Below are 20311 nucleotides of genomic sequence, written 5' to 3' on the forward strand. Positions count from 1 at the left end.
CTGTCTACGGCAGCCTCCGGCATTTGCGGCCTTTCACTCACACGGCGGATTCGCTTCGCGAACCGATCGCTCACCCCTGCTCCTGCATACGGCGTGCAATTGCCCTGTGCAGGTCCGGCGCTGCGGCGACAAGCGCCTTGGCCGCCTCGGATTGCGGGTGATCCAGCACCTCGCTCGTCCGGCCACGCTCGACGATCTGGCCGTCATGCATGACCAGCACTTCGTCCGTTATGGCGCGGGCGACGGTGAGGTCGTGGGTGATGAAGAGATAGGCGATGCCGAGTTTCTGGTTGAGCTCGGCGAACAGGTCGAGGATCTGAGCGCGGATCGAAACATCGAGCGCCGAAACCGGCTCGTCGGCGACGACCAGTTTTGGGCGGGTGATGATGGCGCGGGCGATCGACAGGCGCTGGCGCTGGCCGCCGGAAAATTCGTGCGGATACTTTTCCATGTCGTGCTGGTCGAGGCCGACCTCGTGCAGCGCCTGCGCCACCATCTCGCGGCGCTCGGCGCGCCCCGGTTTCCTGTCCAGCACGTGCAGCGGCTCGGCGACCAGTTTCTCGACCTTCTGGCGCGGATCGAACGAGCCATAGGGGTCCTGGAACACCACCTGCATGTCGCGCCGCGCCGGCTTCAGGTCCGCCTCGCTCTTGCCGGTGAGGGGCTCGCCGCGAAAGCGGATGGTCCCCGAACTCGGCCGGTCCAGCGCCAGGATCATGCGCGCCAAGGTGGACTTGCCGCAGCCGGAGCGGCCGACCAGCGCCACCGATTGGCCCGGCGCCATCGACAGCGACACGCCGTCGACGGCGCGGATATCAGGCGCGCGCCGGAACAGCGAGGTGCGCCGGCCTGGATAGTCGCGCGTCACGCCCTCCACCTCGAGCAAGGGCCGGGCTGCCGAGGCGCCATGCGGCCGGGCGCGGGCCGGCACGTGCATCGAGGCCAGCGCCAACTGGCGGGTATAGGGGTGGAGCTGTTCAGAGAGCGTGCGGGCCGTATCGCCGGCTTCCATGACTTCGCCCCGACGAAGAATGGTGATGCGATCCGCCATCTCGGTGACCACGGCGAGGTCATGCGAGATCAGGAGCAGGCCCATGCCGCTCTCCGCGACAAGGTCGCGCAAGAGGGTGAGGATTTGTGCCTGCAGCACCACGTCGAGCGCCGTGGTCGGCTCGTCGGCGATCAGCAGCTTCGGCTTCAGCGCGCAGGCCATGGCAATGACGACGCGCTGGCGCTGGCCGCCGGACAGTTCGTGCGGATAGCGCGACAGCGGGAATTTTGCCGACGGCAAGCCAACCCGGTCGAGCGTTTTTCGCGCCCGCTCTTCCGCCTCGGCGCGGCTCGCCTTGGCATGCCAGCGTATACCTTCGGCGACCTGCTCGCCGATGGTCTTGAGCGGGTTCAGCGCGGTCATCGGCTCCTGGAACACCATGCCGATATCGTCGCCGCGCAGGGCGCACATCTGATCCTCGCTTGCCGCGAGGATGTCGATGCCGTCGAAGGTGATGCGCCCGCTGGCACGCGCGGCATATGGCAAGAGCCGCATGACGCTCAGAGCCGTCATCGATTTGCCGGAGCCGGATTCGCCGACCAGCCCCATTACCTCGCCGGGCGCGATGGAGAACTCGATGCTCCGGAGGATCGGCGTGTCGCCGATCGCCAGCGACAGATTGTCGATTTCCAGCAGGCTCATCGTTGCCGCCGCGATTTCGGATCGAGGATGTCGGCGATGCCGTCGCCCAAAAGGTTCAGCCCAAGCACGGTGATCACGATCGCCATGCCGGGAAAGATCGCCATCCAGGGCGCCACCACCATGCGGGTCTGGGCGTCGAACAGCATGCGGCCCCAGCTCGGCATTGGCGGTTGGGCGCCAAGGCCCAGATAGGAAAGCCCGGCCTCGGCCAATATGCCGAGCGCGAACTGGATAGTGCCTTGCACCAGGAGCAAGGTGGCGATGTTGGGCAGCACATGTTCGATGGTGATCAGCGCCTTGCCCTTGCCCGCGGCGCGGGCGGCGAGGATGAATTCGCGCGGCCAGATCGCCAAGGCGCCGGCGCGGGCGACGCGAGCAAAGACAGGGATGTTGAAGATGCCGATGGCGATGATGGCATTAACGGCGCCGGGGCCGAAGATGGCGGTGATCATGATGGCCGACAAAAGCGCAGGGAAGGCGAAGACCAGATCGTTAATGCGCATCAAGGCCTCGTCGACGAGGCCGCCGCGCGCCGCGGCGAAAGCACCGAGCGGCACGCCGACGCCCATGCCGATGCCGACCGCGACCAGCGCCACCGCGATCGAATTGCGGGCGCCGACCATGATCATCGACAGGATGTCGCGGCCGAAATGGTCGGTGCCGAACCAGTGCGCCCAGGACGGCGCCAGCGTCTTGTCGGATATCACCAGCCGGGTCACGTCATAGGGCGTCCAGAGATAGGAGAGGATCGCCACCGCCGCCACAAACAATGTGACGACGAAGCCGGCAAGAAACGAGCGGTTGCCGAACGCCTTGACGAGGATGCCGCCCAGCGTCTCTTCGGGGATGTCCGGATGCAACATCATTGCCGGCTTCGGAGGCGCGGATCGACGACGGCATAAGAGAGGTCGACGACGAGGTTGACGGCGATGACCGCGGCGACCAGCAGCATGACGACGCTTTCCACGACGATCAGGTCGCGCTGGGTGATCGCCTGGAACACCAGCCGGCCGAGGCCGGGCAGGTAGAAGACGTTCTCGATGATGATGGTGCCGGCGAGCAGGAAGGCGAATTGCAGGCCAAGAATGGTCAGCACCGGGATCATGGCGTTGCGCAGCGCGTGCCGCCACAAGACCACGCGGTAAGGCAGGCCCTTGGCGCGGGCGGTGCGGATATAGTCCTCGTTCAGCACCTCGATCAGCGCCGAACGGGTAACGCGTGCCAGGATCGCGGCCTGCGGCAGCGCGAGCGCCACAGCCGGCAGCAGCAGCGATTTCAGCGCCGGCCAGGCACCAGCCCCCCAGCCAGGAAAGCCGCCGGCCGGAACCAGCCGCAACCAGACGGCGAAGAGATAGATCAGCATCAGCGCGAACCAGAAATTGGGAATGGCGACGCCGAGCTGCGCGGCGCCCATCGCCGCTGTGTCACCCATCCGCCCGCGATGGTTCGCTGAAAACAGGCCGACCGGGATGGCGATGAGGGTGGATAGGGCGAGCGCAATCAGCGCCAGCGGCAGTGAGACGACGAGACGCTCGCGCACGAGGTCGATGACCGGCACCGAATAGGTGTAGGAGCGGCCGAAATCCAGGCAGAGCAGGCCGCCGGCCCAGTGCAGGTAGCGCCAGGGCAAGGGCGCGTCGAGGCCCATCTGGTTGCGCAGCAGCTCAACCTGGTCGGCGCTGGCATTCATGCCCAGCATCAGCCGCGCCGGGTCGCCGGGCAGGATCTCCAGCACCGCGAAGACGACCATGGAGGCCAGCGCCAACGTGGCGGCGGCGATCGCGAGACGCCTGAGGAGGTAGGCGGTCATCGCTTGATCGGCCAACAGTCGAAATCGGCGCTGCCCCTCATCTGCCTGCCGGCATCTTCTCCCCGTATAGAGACGGGGAGAAGGACGCCTTCGCAAAGGATTTCGCCAATCTTCAGCGTTGCAGAAAGGGTGCCGAGGTTGCGGCCAGCCCCCTTCTCCCCGTCACTATACGGGGAGAAGTGCCCGGCAGGGCGATGAGGGGCGGCGCAAACCTGAAGCGATCGTCCTGCGGCTCGGGTCAGGCAGCCCGGCAGGGCAGAGGGGGGTGCGGAGCGCAAGCGTCGCCTCTTGGCCAACGGCTTCACTCGTTCCACTTCACCTTGGTGAGATCATTGGACTGGATCGGCGCGTTTTCCCACAGGCCCTGCAGCTTGGCGTCCCAGACGCCGACCTTGGGCAGTTCGTAGAGGAAGCCGACCACGGCGTCGTCGGCCAAGATCTTCTGTGCCTGCCCCAGCAATTCCTTGCGCTTGGCTTCATCGGAGGTGACGTCCAGATCGGCGATCACCTTGTCGAAGGCCGGATTGTCGTAATTGAAGTAATAATCCTTACGCGCATAGATACCGATGTCGTTGGGCTCGGTATGGGAGACGATGGTCAGGTCGTAGTCCTTCTTGGTGAACACCTGGTCCAGCCACTGCGCCCATTCGACCGGGATGATCTCGAGGTTGATGCCGACGTCACGGAGCTGCGAGGCGATGATCTCGCCGCCGAGCCTGGCATAGGTGGGAGGCGGAAGCTTCAGCGTCGCCTTGAAGCCATTCTCCAGGCCTGCTTCCTTCAAGAGTTCCTTGGCCTTGGCGACATCGTGCGGATAGCGGCCGGTGAGGTCGACGTAGTCCTTGTTGGCCGGCGACATATGCGAGCCGATCGGCAGGCCGAGGCCGGCCGAGGCACCGTCGATGATCGCCTTGCGATCGAGCGCGTAGGAGATCGCCTGCCTGACCAGCAATTTGTCGAAGGGCGGCTTCTTGTTGTTGATCGACAGGATGGTTTCGCCTTCGGTCGAACCGATCACCACCTTGAAACGCGGATCGTCCTTGACCTGCGCGAGACTGTCGGGATCGAAGAATGGGAACGCCTGGATATCGCCGGAAAGCAATGCCGGTACGCTAGCAGCGGCATCGGGCACGATGCGGAACTCGACCTTGTCGAGGTAAGCCGGCGTGCCCCAATAGCTGTCGGATTTCACCAGTTTGATCGAGGATCCCTTGGCCCAGCTCTGGAATTTGAACGGGCCGGTCCCGACCGGCTTTTCCTTGTTGGCGTCAGCGGATTTCGGCGAGACGATGACAGCATCGCCCCAGCCCATATTGTAGAGGAAGGATCCCTGCGGGTTCTTCAACGTCACCTTGACCGTTGCCGGGTCGACCACGTCGACCGTATCGATGGCTGCGAACAGGGCTTTTTGCGCATTGACCGAATTGTCGGCGCGGGCGCGGTCGAGCGAGAATTTCACGTCGTCGGCGCTGAAGCCGGCGCCATCGTGGAATTTCACGCCGGTGTGCAGCTTGAATGTGTAGGTCTTGCCGTCGTCGGAGATGGTCCAGCTTTCAGCCAAATCCGGCAGGACCTCGCCATTTGGCCCGATGCGGGTCAAGCCTTCGAACACGTTGGCGTAGAGAACCTCGTCGATTGCCGCGGCCGCGCCGGCGGTCGGATCGAGATGTGGCGGTTCGAGCGGGATGCCAATGACCAGATCGGTTCGCGCCGCCAGCGCGGGAGTGCCGACGGCCAGCGCCAGGACGGCGGCGGCCAGGATGGTTTTCCACAATTTCATGGTGCTACTCCCCGTGTGGTCAAACATGCGCTCAAACCGGGCGAATAGAAGCGTGATTTCGCACGGGAGTAAATTGCGTTTCGTGCCGCGCGGCGGCGTAGCGGGGAATGTTTTTCTCCGGACGGCCGCATCGATCGTTGGCTCTTGCCCGTGCGGCGCTATCGGGCGCCGCGCAGCAGCATGTTGAGCCCGAACGCCATCACCTTGGCCGATTCCACCATATCCGAGATCCCGACCCATTCGTCCGGCCGGTGGGCGAGATCGAGAATGCCCGGGCCATAGGCGATGCAATCATAGACATGGCCGATGCGGGCAATGTGCTTCTGGTCGTAGGTGCCCGGTGAAATGACGTAGTCGGGCTCGCGATCGAAGATCGCGTGGATGCCTTGCGCGATTGCCTTGACGACGGGAGCGTCGCGTTCGGTCATCAGCGGCAGCACCTCCATCAGGTCACGGATCTCGTAGTCGAACTTTTGCCGATCACGCTTCAGCCGCTCGAGAATGCCGGTCACCTCGCCCTTGACCGTGGCGAGATCCTCTTCGAGCAGGAAGCGGCGGTCGATGGTCAGCCGGCAGGAATCGGGCACGTTGGGCGAGGGCAGGCCGGGCCGGAAATCCTCGGTCTGGCCGCCATGGATGGAGTTGATGTTCATGGTGGAACGCTTCGCCCCTTCGGGCACGACCGGCATGAGCGTCATCTTGCGGTCAAGCGCGGGGAACAATTCGTCCTCGAATGCCTGCAGCACGGCGCCCATATGGCGCACCGCATTGTCGCCGAGGAACGGCATCGAGCCATGCGCGATCTCGCCCTTGGTCTCGATCTCGGCCCACCAGACGCCGCGATGGCCAAGGCAGATGCGGTCCTTGTTCAGCGGTTCGGGAATGATGACGTGGTCGACCCTGGGTTTCGAGAAATAGCCGAGCCTCGCCAGATGCGCGACACCGCCGAAGCCGCCGGATTCCTCGTCGACCGTGCCTGATATCTCGATAGCGCCGGGAAAATCGGGAAATACCTCCATGAAGGCTTCGGCCGCGATGATCGAGGAAGCCAGGCCGCCCTTCATGTCGCAGGCGCCGCGGCCGTAGACCTTGCCGTCCCTGACGATGCCGGCGAAGGGATCGACGGTCCAGCCGTCGCCGGCCTCGACGACATCGATATGCGAGTTGAAATGGACGCAGGCGCCAGGCGAGCGCCCATCGAAGCGAGCGACGACGTTGACGCGCGGGTAGCGGTCGGTGTCGCCGGGCGTGCCCTCGGCACGGATGAACTCGGTCTGAAAGCCGCTCTTCTTCAGCCGCGCGCCAAGAAATTCGGCGCATGGCCGGTACGCTTCGCCGGGCGGGTTGATGGTGGGAAAGCGGATCAGCTCGGCGGTCAGCGCGACGAGATCGTCACGCCGGTCATCGATCGCTTGGAAGAGTCGCTCGTTCATGGCCCGAGTTGAGCAGCGATCGGCGTCGTTTTGCAAGTCCGCTGGCAATTAGGCCGTTGCGGCGTGTCGTTACGGCAACTCTTGCGGGAATTCGTTCAAATTCGCTGCTTTGGATTGGCGAATTGGTCAAGGGTATATGTTATGCCGTTCACCTGTCATTAAAGAGATGAAAAACGACGTGAAGGCAGGCAAGGGGCAATCAAAGGGGTTTGATCGCATGAAAAAGACAGTTCTCATGGCAGCAGCACTTGTCACGATGCTGTGGGGTGCTTCGGTGCAGAGCTGGGCAGCCAGCCTCATTGCAAATATAGACGTGTCATCGCAGACGATGACGGTCAGGTACGGCCAGGAGGTTTACCGGTGGAGCGTGTCCACGGCTCGGTCCGGCTACTTCACACCGCGCGGCTCCTACCGGCCGCAGCGAACGGCCCGGATGTGGTATTCGCGCAAATACGACATGTCGCCGATGCCTTATTCCGTGTTCTTCCACGGCGGCTATGCCATCCACGGAACGGGCGCGGTGAGGCAGCTCGGCCGACCGGCGTCGCATGGCTGCGTGCGGCTGCATACGGCCAATGCGGCGGCTTTCTACTCGATGGTGCGAGAAGTCGGCTTCGGCAACACGCGCATCGTCGTGAGGAACTGACTGCTAAGCCGGCTTGTGGCGGAGGCGCATCGGACGGATTCAGGCTAGGCGCTTCGGGTCTTTGCCTTGCGTCGCTTGCGGCTGATGTCCCATCTCTTGTGGAACCACATCCACTGGCCGGGATCCTCGCGCACCCAGCGCTCGACCACGTCGTTGAGAAGCTGGGTGGTGGCGCGCACGTCGACACTGCCATCGGCGGTGCGGGGCAATGTCAGCTTCTCTTCTATCTCGAGCCTGAAGCGGTTGCCCGGCAGCCTGACGCAGCGCGCCGGGTAGACGTCGCAATCATAATGACGGGCAAGTGTGCCGAGCACGCGATTGCTCTGGCAGGGGCGGCCGAAGAATGTCGTTTCCAGGCCGCCCGTGAACTTCTGGTCGACGAGGACCCCGATATTGCCGCCGTTTTCCAATACCGAGGCGAGCGCGAACGAAGCGCCCGCCATCGAGGGCAGCAACGATCCCATGGTCGCGCGGCGCGTCGAGAGGATGTAGTCAGCCAGGTAAGGATTGTTGGGCGGGCGAAACAGCGCGGTGATATTCATGCCGAAAGTAGCCGCCGCCACCGGCAGCAATTCAAAATTGCCGAGATGTCCGGTGAAGACGATGTGCGGCTTCTTTTCGGCCGCGATCTCGACGAAATGGTCTACTCCCCTGACCTCGACACGGCCGGGACTGGTGGCGGCTGGATCGTAGTCGAACAAGGCGTCGAGAAAGATGTATTCGGCGGCGAGACGCGCCATGTTGCCCCACATGTCGGAGGCGATGGCCTGGATCTCGGCTTCGCTCTTGTGCGGATAGGCCTTGCGCAGATTCTCGACGGCCACATTATGGCGTCCGACCCATGGACCGATGCGGCGGGCGACGCGGTCGGCGAAATTCAGCGCGCTGTCGGGGGGCAGCAGGCGCAGCACCGAGATGATGATCATCGCAATGCGCGCGACCAGCCAGTGCTCGAACCGGCGCAATTGCCGGCCGTAGCGGAACATCAGGTCGCGGCGAAGCTTCTTCAACACAGAAGTCAGGGCCTAGACGACGCGTAGGATGATCTTGCCAAAGACGTCGCGGCCTTCCATGCGCTTCAGCGCGGCGTCGATGTCGTCGAAGCCGACTTCGGTATCGATGACGGGTGCGACCTGTCCCGCCGCCATCTTCTGCATGGCGTTGGCCATGTTCTCCATGCGGCAGCCGAAGGAGCCGAGCAGCTTCAACTGCTGCTGGAAGAGCTGCATCAGATTGACCTGCGCCGACACGCCGGACGTCGAGCCGCAGGTGACGAGCCGGCCACCGCGCTTCAGGCACAGCATCGAGCCGGCAAAAGTGTCGGCGCCGACATGTTCGAAGACGACGTCGACGCCCTTCTTCTTGGTCAGCTTGCGCACGACGCCCTCGAACCGGTCGTCACGGTAGTTGATGACATGATCGGCGCCGAGCGCCTTGGCCTTGTCTATCTTGTCGTTCGAGCCGACCGTGGTGATGACCGTGCAGCCCATCCGCTTCGCCAGCTGGATGGCGGCCGAGCCGATGCCGGATCCGCCGGCGTGGACAAGGATCGTCTCGCCGGGCTCGAGCCTGGCATTGTCGAACAGCATGTGTTCGACGGTGCCGAAAGTGACGGGGGCGACAGCCGCGCCGATCTCGCTCACGTCTGGAGGGGCGGGGACCAGCAGGCGCGCCGGCAGGTTGATCTTCTCCTGCGCGAAGCCGTCGAGGTGGAAGCCATGTACGCCCGAGACGTGTTCGCAAAGATTGTCGCGGCCTTCGCGGCAGGCACGGCAAAGGCCGCAGGTGCGCGCGCCGTAGATCGAGACCAACTGTCCCGGCAGCAGGCCGGAAACGCCGGGACCGACGGTCTCGACCTCGCCGGAGGCTTCCGCGCCGACGACCAGCGGCAGCTTGCGCTTGGCGAAAGCCATGCCGCGCCAGCCCCAGACGTCAATGTGGTTCAGCGCCACTGCCTTGATGCGCAGCGTCACCTCGCCGAGCGCGGGCGGCGGCGGGGGCGGCAGGTCCACCGTTTCAAGACGGCGGTCCTCGATAAGTTGCAGTGCGCGCATGGAGCCTGTCGGTTCTGTTCTAGCGGAAGTGGCTCGCTTAGACCGGTTCCCGCGCCATGACAAGGCAAGTGTTCTGGCCGCCAAAGCCGAAGGAGTTCGAAAGCACGGTGCCAACCTGCGCATTGCGCTTCTTGTTGGGCACGACATCGAGCACGATCGCCGGATCGGGATTGTCGTAGTTGATGGTCGGCGGAATGACGCCTTCGCGCATTGTCATCAGGGAAAATGCCGCTTCCACCGCGCCGGCGGCGGACAGCGTATGGCCGATCATCGACTTGTTGGACGAGATCGGCATCGAGCCGATCCGTTCGCCGAACACCGTCGACAGCGACAGGTGCTCCATCTTGTCATTTTCCGGCGTCGAGGTGCCGTGCGCGTTGACATAGTCGATCTCGTCCTCGCCCAGGCCGGCATCGGCGAGGGCGGCGCGCACCGCCGCGATGGCCGGCGAACCATCCGGCTTGGAGCGGGTGCGGTGGAAATCGTCCGCCTTTTCGCCGCAGCCGCGCAGAATGCCCAGAACGCTTGCTCCACGGGCGAGCGCTGCCTCCAGCGATTCCAGCACCAGAGCGCCGGAACCTTCGGCCAGCACGAAGCCGTCGCGGTCCTTGGAGAAGGGCTTAGAAGCCTTTTCCGGGATGTCGTTGTGGGTCGAAAGCGCCGACAGCAGCGAAAAACGGATCAGCGCCTCGGCGGTCGCCGAGCCGTCCGCGCCGATCGACAGCGCCCGGTCGCATTCGCCTCTGCGGATTGCCTCGACCCCAAGCTGGATGGCCGTTGCACCGGAGGCGCAAGCGGTCGACAGCGTGATCGGCAGGCCGCGCGTGCCGAAACGGTCGGCGAGCCGGTCGGCGATCGACCCGAACTGCGTGGTCTCGAATGTATCGAGCTCCTTCAAGCCGCGCGCCACCCGAAGCAGCCTTTCGGCACCGGCGTCGTGCTTGTCGGAATTATAGAGCGCGAACCGCTCATGCCAGTCGAGTTCGACCGGCGGCGAGGCCAGAAACAGCGGTCCGCCGAAGTCGCTGGAATTGAGGCCGGCTTCGGCAACGGCTTCCTGCGCGGCCGTCTCCGCCAGTTCGTATGTGAGGGGGCTGGCGCCCTTCGAGCTCGACGCAAGGAAATCGACCATGCCGGAAATGCGGGTGTTGAGGTGGTCGACAGGGAAGCGGGTGATCGGGTGGATGCCCGATCTGCCCGAGGTCAGCGCCGTCCAGTTGTCTGATTTGCCGGCTCCAAGGGAAGTAACCACGCCGATGCCTGTGACGGCAACGATCGGCCTGCCCATGTGATCTCTGAGATTGGCCATCCGGAAGCCCTAACCTTTGTCGTTGTATGTGGCTGGCCGCTCTATGCGGCGTTGACCAGCGCCATGCCCTCGAATTGGTGGTAGCCGATCGCCGTTGCAAGGACGCTTCTTGGAATGCCTTCGAACGGTTTCTCGGCAGCGGCATCGAAAACGGGGTAGGCGGCCTTACGGTCGACGGCGAGCGCCGCCAGCGCCACGGCGAAGGGAAACTGCGCTTCCTTCATGTGGCCGGTCAGCGTCGCGAAGCCACGCGCCGCGATCGCGGGATTGGCGTCGAATGCCGACTTCTCGGCGGAGGTAGCCGCGTGAGCGCCTGAGGCGCCAGACATGGTCAGCAAGCCGCCATTCGGCACGGCGGTCTTCTTGAGCAGCGCGGCGATCTCGGAATCGAGCTCGCCCTGCCGCCGCCTGGCACGGCCGGAGACGACCGGGCCGAGCTCGGCATAGATCTTGCGCCCCCGGCTTGCCGCGTGTTCGCGCTGCTCCAGCACCAGGAAAGCGCCGCCGGATCCCGACACCACGCCGCCACCTTCGGCGCCTTGCCGCTGCCAGACGGGCTTCCAGGCGCCGCGATGCAGGTAGCCGGCAAGCTCATAGCCGAGCAACATATCGGAATGTTCGGTCTGGAAAGCGCCGCCCACCAGTATATGCGTCGACTGGCCGGAACGAATGCGCGCGGCAGCCGTCTCGACGGCGGCTACGCCGGCGCCTTCCTCGCCCATGAAGGTCCTGGACGATCCCGTCACCTTGTGGACGATGGAGATGTTGCCGGCGAGCAGATTGGAAAGCTGTGCCAGGAACAGGGTGGGGCGCAGTTCGGTGGTGAGCTTCTCGTTGAGCAGCACGTCACGGTCGTTGCGGCTTTCCGAGGCGGCCAGGATGGCGGCATCGACCGCTTCGTCGCGCTCGCCGCCGCCGGCGGCCACGACCATGTCCATGGTCGTGCAGAGCTCGTCATTGCCCTTGATGCCGGCATCGTCCAGCGCAAGACCCGCGGCATAGGTGCCGAGCCTTTGCCAGGTTTCCATCTGGCGCTGGTCGCCGCGCTTGGCGATCTGCAGGTTCCAGTCGATCTCCGGCAGCGGATGGACGGTGTAGGGCGCGAAACGCTCGGCTTCGAGCACCGGCTTCTGACCCGGCTGAGTGAGCTTGCGCCAGTGTTCATCGGGGCCTTCTCCCAACGAGGAGACAAGGCCAATGCCGGTGATGACGACGTCGCGGGGGCTCATGGATGATCGGGTACGGATCAGGCGGTCTTGGCGGCGACCAGTGCGTCGATCTTGGCGCACAGGTTCTTCATGACAAAGTAATCGTCCGTCGAGGCCTTGCCGTCATTGACTTCCTGGGTCCACTTTTCCAGCGGCACCTTGATGCCGAATTCCTTGTCGATGGCGAAGACGATGTCGAGGAAATCGAGGCTGTCGATGCCGAGATCGTCGATCGTGTGGCTCTCGGGCGTGATGGTGTCGATATCGATCTCGCTGGTGTCGGCAATGATCTTGGCGACTTTGTCGAACGTGGTGGACAAGGGCTTTTCCTTCGGTTGCGGGCGGAATCTGTCCGCATCTTGTTTGGGCGCTGTCTAATCGGTTTTTCCCGGCAGGAAAAGGCCTGATACGCCGGGCGCAGATGGGTAGCGTGCCCAAGAAACGCAAGACGGGCCGCCGGTCAACCCGGCGGCCCCTCCATGGCTGGCGACCGCGGATGATGTTGGCCTCATTGTCGCGGCCCTAGCGCGGCATCTTTTTTGGGTGGTATTTTGGCAACATTACCTCTGTCGCAAGTCCTCATCGACGCGTGGCTGCTCGCGGATGCGCCGGTCGGCCCCGATTTAGAACGTAACCCGGCCGAGCACACGCAGACCGTCGCCCTGCGGCTCGACGACAACGGCTTCGCCCTCGCGCGGCGAGACGCCGGTCAACGCAGCGATATTTTCCAGATGAGTGACCATGACCAGGTTGTCAGAGCCGGAATAGGCGCGGATTTCCTTCATGATCGCGGCGATCTGGGCCGCCTTTTGCGCCGCGTCGCCCTTCAGCAGGTCGAGCGGCGCGAAAGGCTCCGGCTCGGTCTCGAAGGCGATGCGCGCGGTGTCGAGGCAGCGGCAATAGCGGCTGGACAGCACGCGCTCGATCGGCGCGGCGCGGGCGGCAAGCAAGGCGCCGATCTTGCTCGACTGCTGCTTGCCGCGTGCGGACAGATTGACCTGGGTGGCGCAGCTGTCGATATCAAAATTGGCGGGATCGGTGGTGCCGGTGACCATGGCATGGCGCAAAAGCACGACATGGCCGCCATCGCGCAGCAGCGCCCAGCCGGCATCCGTCGCATGCGCTGCAGCCGGAACGCCAAACAGGAACAACGCCAAGGCAAATCGGATCATCGTAATCCTTCCAGGAGCCGGGCACCGGCCACCCGCATATAGGGATCGGAAAGCAGGTACAAAGACAAGCGAAAGGCCTGCGGTCTCCGCGGTCTCACTTCTCCTTCGTCATCCGCTGCTTCACCAGATCGGTCTTCCGGTCGTGAGCGGGATGGGAAAAGTCCAGCCGCCTTCGGCGATGCCCCGCTTGGCAGAACAAATTCGGGGTCGAAGAAATTCGGGCGCGATTGCACCGCGACCTTGGCTCGCCTATCCCTGGAAAAATGTCTCCGCTTACCGAAACCGTCCTTTTCGTCTTCAGCCTCGTGGCGCTCGGCTACCTCGCCGGGTTCACCGGTTATATGAAGCCGGCGAGCGGCGAGGGGATATCCGATTTCGCGGTCAGCGTTGCGATGCCGCTGCTGTTGTTCCAGACGATGGTGAATGCCGATTTCCACGGGGTGGCACCGTGGTCGCTATGGGGGGCCTATTTCGCGGCGGTGGCAATCACCTGGGCCGCCGGCCATGTCGTTACCACGCGGATATTCGGACGCGACGAACGCGCCGGTGTCGTCGGCGGCGTGTCGTCGGCCTATTCCAATGTTGTCCTGCTCGGCGCGCCGTTCATTCTCGGCATATTCGGGCGGGACGGATTCGAGGTGCTGTCGCTTCTGGTTTCCGTGCATCTGCCTGTCATGATGATGGCTTCGATCGTGCTGTTCGAGATGTTCGGCCGCGGCGGCGGCGAGCATGTGCATCCCGTGCGCGTCGTCCGCAACTTCCTGAGGCGGCTGTTCATCAATCCGCTGATCATCGGCATTCTTTTGGGTCTCGCATGGCGCTTCAGCGGCATCCCGCTGCCCGAACTGGTCATGCGGCTGGTGGACGCGCTGGCCGGCACCGCCGGGCCGGTGGCGCTGTTCGCCATGGGGCTCAGCCTGCGCCGCTTCGGCATATCAGGCAATGTCCGCCCGGCGCTGGCGCTATCAACACTGAAGCTGTTCCTGATGCCGGCGCTGGTTCTGATCTTCGTCTGGTTGCTCGGCCTGCCGCCCTTGACCGCCAAGGTAGCGGTCGTGGTGGCGGCGCTCCCATCCGGCATCAATTCCTATCTCATTGCCGTGCAGTTCAACACAGGCCAGGCGCTGGCTTCGAACCAGATGACCATCGCGACCGCGAGCGCGGTCGTCACCACTGCTTTCTGGCTGGCGGTGAGCGTGCACGTCTTCGGCTGACATGAATAAGACCAGGGTCTGAGCCGCTCGGCGTGAGTCCGTTCGACGCGATGTCTCAGCGGTGAAATCAAACCTCGGCTCTCGCCTTGCACTGGCATAACCCCTATATGCCATCTTGCGATTGCTTGCGGGGCTTTCCCTAGGTTAAGAGCAATGGCCCCAGCGCACGGTGCGCTAATCGAAGACATCCAGATAGCGGCCCGTGAGCGCCGAACGGAGGCTAGACCATGCTTCAGAAAACCAGCCATTTCATGCGCCAGGCCAATCTCATCAACGGCGAATGGGTGCAGGCCGACAGCGGCCAGACGGTCGACGTCACCAATCCGGCAACCGGCCTCAAGATCGGCACCGTGCCCAAGGCAGGCAAGGTCGAGACCCGCCGCGCCATCGAAGCCGCCGACGAAGCTTTCAAGACCTGGCGCAAGACCACCGCGCTCGAGCGCTCGAAGCTGCTGCGCAAGCTGCACGATGCCATGATGGACAATCAGGACGTTCTGGCGGAGCTCCTGACCATTGAACAGGGCAAGTCGCTGTTCGAATCGAAGGGCGAGATCGGCTCGGCCGCCTCCTACATCCTGTGGTTCGCCGAGGAGGGCCGCCGCACCTATGGCGATGTCGTGCCGTCGCCGTGGGCGGACCGCCGCATCCTGGTGACCAAGGAACCGGTCGGCGTCATCGCCGCCATCACGCCGTGGAATTTCCCGTCCTCGATGCTGGCCCGCAAGCTCGGCCCGGCACTCGCCGCGGGTTGCACCGCCGTGGTGAAGCCAGCCTCGCAGACGCCTTACTCCGGTCTCGCCTGGGGCGCGCTGGCCGAGGAAGTCGGCTTCCCCAAGGGCGTAATCAACATCCTGACCGGTGCGGCCGGCGAGATCGGCGATGAGATCTGCGCCAATCCGCTGGTCAAGAAGATCACTTTTACCGGCTCGACCGAGGTCGGCAAGATCCTGATCCAGAAGTCGTCTGTCACCGTGAAGAAGGTGTCGATGGAGCTCGGCGGCAATGCGCCGTTCATCGTCTTCGACGACGCCGACATCGACCGCGCCGTCGCCGGTGCGATCACGGCCAAGTATCGCAATTCGGGCCAGACCTGCGTCTGTACGAACCGCTTCCTTGTCCAGGCCGGCGTCTATGACCGGTTCGTCGAGAAGCTGGCTGCCGCCAGCGACAAGCTGAAGGTTGGCTCCGGCCTGGAGGAGGGCGTGCAGCAGGGGCCGCTGATCGACGAGAAGGCGGTCGAGAAGGTCGAGGAACTGATCGCCGATGCGACTTCGAAGGGCGGCAAGGTCGTCGCCGGCGGCAAGCGCCATGCGCTCGGCGGCTCGTTCTTCCAGCCGACCGTCATCGCCGATGCAACGCCCAAGATGCGCTTCATGAAGGAAGAGATATTCGGGCCGGTGGCGCCCGTCTTCAGGTTCGAGACCGAGGAAGAAGCGATTGCGCTTGCCAATGACACCGAATTCGGCCTCGCCTGCTATTTCTACACCGGCGATCTCGGCCGCGCCTTCCGCGTCATGGAAGGGCTGAAATATGGCATGGTCGGCGTCAATGAAGGCCTGATCACCACGCCGGAAGCACCGTTCGGCGGCGTCAAGGAGTCCGGGCTCGGCAAGGAAGGCGGACATCAGGGTATCGAGGATTACCTCGACACCAAATATGTCTGCATCGGCGGCCTCGGCCTCTGATAGACTGTCGCCGGGACAGGCAGGCCTGTGATCTGCCTGCCCCGGCTACGAAACGGGCCGTCTGGATCAACTGACGTTTGCGGGCATGGCAATGAAGGACGGCGAGGTTTTCGGCACCACCCAGGCGGGCGACCCGATTCGCCGCTTCACCATCAGAGGCGGCGGACTTAGCGCCAATATCCTTGGGCTCGGCGCGATCATCCAGGACCTGCGCCTGGCCGGCCACGATGCGCCTCTCGTGCTCGGCTATGATAATCTATCATCCTATGAAACCGACACGGCTTTCTTCGGCGCGGTCGTCGGCCGCTATGCCAACCGCATCCGCGACGGCCGCTTCACCATCGCCGGCAAGCGCTACCAGACCGAGCGCAATTTTCTCGACAAGCACACGCTGCATGGAGGCTCGCAAGGCTTTTTCCATCGGCCGTGGACGGTTTCGCTGCACGGGCGGGACTTCGTCACGCTGACGCTGCACGATCCCGACGGCACGATGGGCTTTCCCGGGGCACTCGACGTCACCTGCACCTACCGGCTGAAGATCCCCGGTACGCTCAGCGTCGAGATATCAGCGACGTGCGAGGAGCCGACGCTGTGCAATCTCACGCAGCATTCCTACTTCAACCTCGATGATGGCGGGACGGGCGACATCCTCGATCACCGGATGATGCTCAATGCCGGCGCCTATCTGCCGGTGGATGGCGAAATGATTCCGACGGGCACGGTGAAGCCTGTCGACGGCACGCCCTTCGATTTCCGCCAGGCGCGGCCGCTGCGCATGGAGACCGAAGGCGAGCAGCTTGCCTACGACCAGAATTTCTGCCTCGCCTCGGCGCGTGGGCCGCTCAAGCAGGCGGCGTGGGTGCAAGGAGCGAGCTCCGGCGTCGAGATGGAACTGTGGACCACGGAGCCCGGCGTCCAGCTCTATACCGGCCAGTATGTGACGCCGCGCACGGGGCTGGAAGGGCGAAACCACAAAGCTTTCTGTGGTTTTTGCCTGGAGCCGCAAATATGGCCGGACGCACCGAACCGGCCCTATTTCCCGCAGGCGACACTGTGGCCGGGTGCGATCTACCATCACGTGACGGAATATCGGTTCCGGCTGCCCTGACCCTCAATCCGTTTCGAATGCCGCACGCAACGTCTCGAATGGCGCCAATGCGCCGCGAACCTGCACCACGCTGGCCGCGACACGGTGCGCGCGCTTTGTAGCCTCCGCAGGGGTGTGTCCGGCGAGACGCGCGGCGAGATAGCCGCCGTTGAAGGAATCGCCCGCGCCCGTGGTGTCGACGGGCGTGGCCACATGGATCGCCTGAACGTCCCGCAGCGTCCCGTTCTCGACGATCAGCGCCGGCTGTTCACCGTTCTTGACCACGACTTCGCCGACCAGTTGCCCGAGCCGCCCAGCCGTTGCCTGTGGCGCTTCATCGCCGAACAGCATCTGCTCGTCCGGGAAAGTCGGCAATGCGATGTCGGTGACGGCGAGCGCCTCCAGGATCGCGGCTTGCGCCTCCTCGCGATCGCGCCACAGCCGTGGCCGGTAGTTGGGATCGAAGGCGATCAGCGACCCCGCGGATCGCGCCTCGGCCACGGCCGATAGCAACGTGGCGCGCGCAGCGGAGTCCAGAATTCCCAAAGTGATTCCGGAAAAGTAGACAAGCGCCTGCTTTTCAAGGCTTTTTGCCAACGCAGCCGGATTGGAGGCAAGCTGCCTGGCAGCCGCATCGCCGCGCCAATAGGTGAAGGAGCGTTCCGCGCCGGTCAGCGTGATGGCATAGAGGCCGGGCCGCGCGCCCGGGATAACAGGGCTTTCGCCAATGCCGATGCCATTGTCCGCGAAGAAGCCGATCTGATCTTGCGAGAAAGGATCGTCTCCGAAAGCCGAGACGTAGGTCGCTGGCCTTCCACTCAGCGCATGCAGGGCCCACAGCGTGTTGAACGTATCGCCGGCAAATCCCATGCGCCAGTTCGAACCCGTTTGGCCCGAAAGCTCGATCATGCATTCGCCGATCGAGGCGACACCTTTGCCGATCATGATCCATTCCCCTGTTACGATGCTGCTGTAGCTTTTTGGAGAGTAGAGCGCCATGCTTGGCAAGGGCGGTTTTTTCCGTCACCTGCGATTCCAACAGGTTTGGCGGGATGCGATCGGTGCGGCAAAACGTTATCCCCTGAAGAGGAACCGGCTTGGCTTCGATATGGCGTTATCTTTTGGCGGGTCTTGGTCTGGCAGCCTTGCTGGCTGGCATCCTGGCAGTGGTCTATCTGACCGCACCGCGAACCGCGCAGGTTGCCGGCCCGGATATCTCCCGAACCAAAAAGACCGAGAACGGATTGTTCATGGCGAGCTTCGCGCCGGAACGCGGCGTCGTCCGTCAAGGCGAACTGGAAGCCTGGCTGTTGACCTTGAAGACGATAGCCGGGACGCCGGTGGAAGGGGCCGCGATCGCGGTATCGGGAGGCATGCCGCAGCACCGCCACGGCCTGCCGACCAGCCCGCAAGCGACGGACTATCTCGGCGACGGGCGCTATCGCATCGAAGGCGTGAAATTCACCATGAGCGGCTGGTGGCAGCTGCATTTTGCCATCTCCGCGACGGCTGGGTCGGATACGGTCGTCTTCAACGTCGTGCTGTGAGCCGCAGATGAGGCGTCTTGCGCGCTTTTTCGTCTTGATGGCGATGGCCGTCCTTGCCGGCTGCGGCAAGCCGGACTTTTCCGATGCCGAGAAGAAGACCATCGCCTCGCTGGCGCTGTCGAGGCTGCCGGCCCTGAAACCCGACACCACCAACCGGTTCGCCGATGTCCCGGCCGCCGCTGCCCTTGGCTCGACGCTGTTCTTCGACGCCAGCATGAGCCGCGACGGCACGGTGTCCTGCTCGACCTGCCACAAGATCGACCGGCAGTTTCAGGACGGCTTGCCGCAGGCGGTTGGCGTCGGCCGCACGAACCGGCGTACCATGCCGCTCGCCGGCATCGCGCGCGATCCCTGGTTTTTCTGGGACGGACGGCGCGACAGCCTGTGGGCGCAGGCGCTCACGCCGCTGGAGAACCCGCTGGAGCAGGCGGGAAACCGTGCCGCCTATGCGCATTACATCAAGGCGCGCTTCGGCGACCGCTATGAGCGCATCTTCGGCCCGCTGCCCGATCTGTCCGACATACCAGCCAATGCCAGTCCGCTCGGCAGCGATGCCGAGAAGGCTGCATGGAGCGCCATGAGCGACCAGCAGCGTGACGCGATAAACCGGGTGTTCGCCAACATCGGCAAGGCAATCGCTGCCTTCGAACGCTCGATCGAGCCGCCGCAGGCCCGCTTCGACCGGTTCGCGCTGGACCTGGCGACCGGCGCCGAGCCGAAAGGCGACGCCGCCTTCTCCCAGGAGGAAATCCTCGGCCTGAAACTGTTCATCGGCAAGGCCAATTGCGTGACCTGCCACAATGGGCCGCGCTTCACCGACAATGGGTTCCACAACACCGGCGTGCCGCCGGTCAACGGGCTGCCGCCGGATCGCGGCCGCGTCGACGCGGTACGCCAAGTTCAGGCCGACCCGTTCAACTGCTTCGGCGCCTATCGCGATGGCGATGTCGGCGCCTGCGGCGAATTGCGGTTCATGGTCAAGGATGCGCCGGAATTGGTGCGCGCCTACAAGACGCCTTCGCTGCGCGGCGCGGCCACGCGGCCGCCCTACATGCACGCCGGTCAGTTTGCGTCGCTCGACGAAGTGGTGGCGCACTACGCGAAGGCAGCCCCCAGCGTTGAGGGTACATCCGAAATTCATCCGCTTGAGCTGTCGGACCGCGAGCGCGCGGCGCTGGTGGCGTTTTTGAAGACCTTGGCGGAGTGAATTATCGATCCTTCACAGTCTCCATCGCCACGAAGGTCGAGGTCTGGGCGACATGGGGCAAGGCGGAGATGCGTTCGCCGAGCACGCGGCGGTAGGCGGCGATGTCCCGGGTCCGCACCTTCAAGAGGTAGTCGAAGCTCGACGCCATCATGTGGCACTGCTCGATCTCGGGCACGGCCTGTACGGCACGGTTGAAGGCATCGAGTGCGGCCGAACGGGTGTCGGACAGTTTCACCTGGACGAAGGCGACATGGCCTTCGCCCATGCGCTCGCGGTCGATAATCGCCTGGTAGCCCCTGATATAGCCGTCCTTCTCCAGCCGCTTCACCCGCGCCTGCACCGGCGTCTTGGACAGGCCGACCTTGGCGGCGAGCTCCGACATGGAAAGCCTGCCGGCGCTTGCCAGCGCCGACAGGATGTTCCTGTCGATGCGGTCCAATTGGTCTTCCCTCATCGAAAATGCAGC

Annotated in this window: 19 protein-coding genes; 6 read left to right on the plus strand and 13 right to left on the minus strand. The window is 64.0% G+C overall.

What is annotated here, in order from left to right:
* Nucleotides 1-70 precede the first annotated feature (70 nt).
* The 5 genes from FJ428_RS18415 to FJ428_RS18440 all read right to left on the minus strand — a co-directional run bounded on the left by FJ428_RS18415 (nt 71) and on the right by FJ428_RS18440 (nt 6716).
* The gene (locus FJ428_RS18415; protein ID WP_140675728.1) at nt 71-1693 is read right to left on the minus strand and encodes a dipeptide ABC transporter ATP-binding protein; all 1623 of its coding nucleotides are present in this window, start codon (nt 1691-1693) and stop codon (nt 71-73) included.
* Nucleotides 1690-2559, minus strand: a complete 870-nt coding sequence (locus tag FJ428_RS18420; protein ID WP_140879918.1) for an ABC transporter permease — start codon at nt 2557-2559, stop codon at nt 1690-1692. Before FJ428_RS18420 ends, FJ428_RS18415 begins: the two co-directional genes overlap by 4 nt.
* Nucleotides 2556-3503: an ABC transporter permease gene (locus FJ428_RS18425; RefSeq protein WP_140879919.1), complete on the minus strand. Its 948-nt coding sequence runs from the start codon at nt 3501-3503 to the stop codon at nt 2556-2558. The genes FJ428_RS18420 and FJ428_RS18425 overlap by 4 nt, the downstream gene beginning before the upstream one ends.
* A gap of 301 nt (nt 3504-3804) precedes the next feature.
* Nucleotides 3805-5283 (minus strand): ABC transporter substrate-binding protein, encoded by a 1479-nt coding sequence (locus FJ428_RS18435; RefSeq protein WP_140879920.1) that lies wholly within the window; start codon nt 5281-5283, stop codon nt 3805-3807.
* 158 nt (nt 5284-5441) lie between these two features.
* A complete protein-coding gene (locus FJ428_RS18440) occupies nt 5442-6716 on the minus strand; it encodes an acetylornithine deacetylase/succinyl-diaminopimelate desuccinylase family protein (RefSeq protein ID WP_140879921.1) in 1275 nt (424 codons plus the stop codon).
* Between the two features lie 217 nt (nt 6717-6933).
* Here FJ428_RS18440 and FJ428_RS18445 point away from each other — a divergent pair, with 217 nt between their 5' ends.
* A complete protein-coding gene (locus tag FJ428_RS18445; RefSeq protein WP_140879922.1) occupies nt 6934-7362 on the plus strand; it encodes a L,D-transpeptidase in 429 nt (142 codons plus the stop codon).
* A gap of 44 nt (nt 7363-7406) precedes the next feature.
* On the opposite strand, the gene FJ428_RS18450 is transcribed toward FJ428_RS18445, so the two are convergent.
* The 6 genes from FJ428_RS18450 to FJ428_RS18475 all read right to left on the minus strand — a co-directional run bounded on the left by FJ428_RS18450 (nt 7407) and on the right by FJ428_RS18475 (nt 13105).
* A complete protein-coding gene (locus FJ428_RS18450) occupies nt 7407-8375 on the minus strand; it encodes a lipid A biosynthesis lauroyl acyltransferase (protein ID WP_224519172.1) in 969 nt (322 codons plus the stop codon).
* A gap of 12 nt (nt 8376-8387) precedes the next feature.
* On the minus strand, nt 8388-9416 hold the full coding sequence (locus FJ428_RS18455; RefSeq protein ID WP_140879923.1) for a zinc-binding dehydrogenase: 1029 nt from the start codon (nt 9414-9416) through the stop codon (nt 8388-8390).
* 37 nt (nt 9417-9453) lie between these two features.
* Nucleotides 9454-10725, minus strand: a complete 1272-nt coding sequence (locus FJ428_RS18460) for a beta-ketoacyl-ACP synthase (protein WP_140495696.1) — start codon at nt 10723-10725, stop codon at nt 9454-9456.
* A 41-nt stretch (nt 10726-10766) separates the two neighbouring features.
* The gene (locus FJ428_RS18465; RefSeq protein ID WP_140623294.1) at nt 10767-11954 is read right to left on the minus strand and encodes a beta-ketoacyl-ACP synthase; all 1188 of its coding nucleotides are present in this window, start codon (nt 11952-11954) and stop codon (nt 10767-10769) included.
* A 17-nt stretch (nt 11955-11971) separates the two neighbouring features.
* Nucleotides 11972-12253 (minus strand): acyl carrier protein, encoded by a 282-nt coding sequence (locus FJ428_RS18470; protein WP_010909964.1) that lies wholly within the window; start codon nt 12251-12253, stop codon nt 11972-11974.
* A gap of 303 nt (nt 12254-12556) precedes the next feature.
* On the minus strand, nt 12557-13105 hold the full coding sequence (locus FJ428_RS18475) for a histidine phosphatase family protein (RefSeq protein WP_140517227.1): 549 nt from the start codon (nt 13103-13105) through the stop codon (nt 12557-12559).
* A gap of 263 nt (nt 13106-13368) precedes the next feature.
* On the opposite strand from FJ428_RS18475, the gene FJ428_RS18480 reads away from it, so the two are divergent.
* The 3 genes from FJ428_RS18480 (at nt 13369) to FJ428_RS18490 (ending at nt 17112) form a co-directional block, all read left to right on the plus strand.
* A complete protein-coding gene (locus tag FJ428_RS18480) occupies nt 13369-14319 on the plus strand; it encodes an AEC family transporter (protein WP_140879924.1) in 951 nt (316 codons plus the stop codon).
* Nucleotides 14320-14546: 227 nt separating this feature from the next.
* Entirely contained in the window at nt 14547-16004 is a 1458-nt protein-coding gene (locus FJ428_RS18485) for an NAD-dependent succinate-semialdehyde dehydrogenase (protein WP_140517224.1), read from the plus strand.
* Between the two features lie 85 nt (nt 16005-16089).
* Nucleotides 16090-17112: an aldose epimerase family protein gene (locus FJ428_RS18490; RefSeq protein WP_140495701.1), complete on the plus strand. Its 1023-nt coding sequence runs from the start codon at nt 16090-16092 to the stop codon at nt 17110-17112.
* Nucleotides 17113-17115: 3 nt separating this feature from the next.
* On the opposite strand, the gene FJ428_RS18495 is transcribed toward FJ428_RS18490, so the two are convergent.
* On the minus strand, nt 17116-18036 hold the full coding sequence (locus tag FJ428_RS18495) for a sugar kinase (RefSeq protein WP_140495702.1): 921 nt from the start codon (nt 18034-18036) through the stop codon (nt 17116-17118).
* Nucleotides 18037-18188: 152 nt separating this feature from the next.
* Here FJ428_RS18495 and FJ428_RS18500 point away from each other — a divergent pair, with 152 nt between their 5' ends.
* Both FJ428_RS18500 and FJ428_RS18505 read left to right on the plus strand, forming a co-directional pair.
* Nucleotides 18189-18638, plus strand: a complete 450-nt coding sequence (locus FJ428_RS18500) for a FixH family protein (protein ID WP_140495703.1) — start codon at nt 18189-18191, stop codon at nt 18636-18638.
* A 7-nt stretch (nt 18639-18645) separates the two neighbouring features.
* A complete protein-coding gene (locus FJ428_RS18505; protein WP_140559645.1) occupies nt 18646-19845 on the plus strand; it encodes a cytochrome c peroxidase in 1200 nt (399 codons plus the stop codon).
* A gap of 1 nt (nt 19846) precedes the next feature.
* Here the strand turns inward: FJ428_RS18505 and FJ428_RS18510 are convergent, their stop codons facing one another.
* Nucleotides 19847-20299, minus strand: a complete 453-nt coding sequence (locus tag FJ428_RS18510) for an Lrp/AsnC ligand binding domain-containing protein (protein ID WP_140495705.1) — start codon at nt 20297-20299, stop codon at nt 19847-19849.
* Between the last annotated feature and the right edge of the window lie 12 nt (nt 20300-20311).

This window comes from Mesorhizobium sp. B2-8-1 (genome assembly GCF_006440955.1).
Classification (GTDB): Bacteria; Pseudomonadota; Alphaproteobacteria; order Rhizobiales; family Rhizobiaceae; genus Mesorhizobium.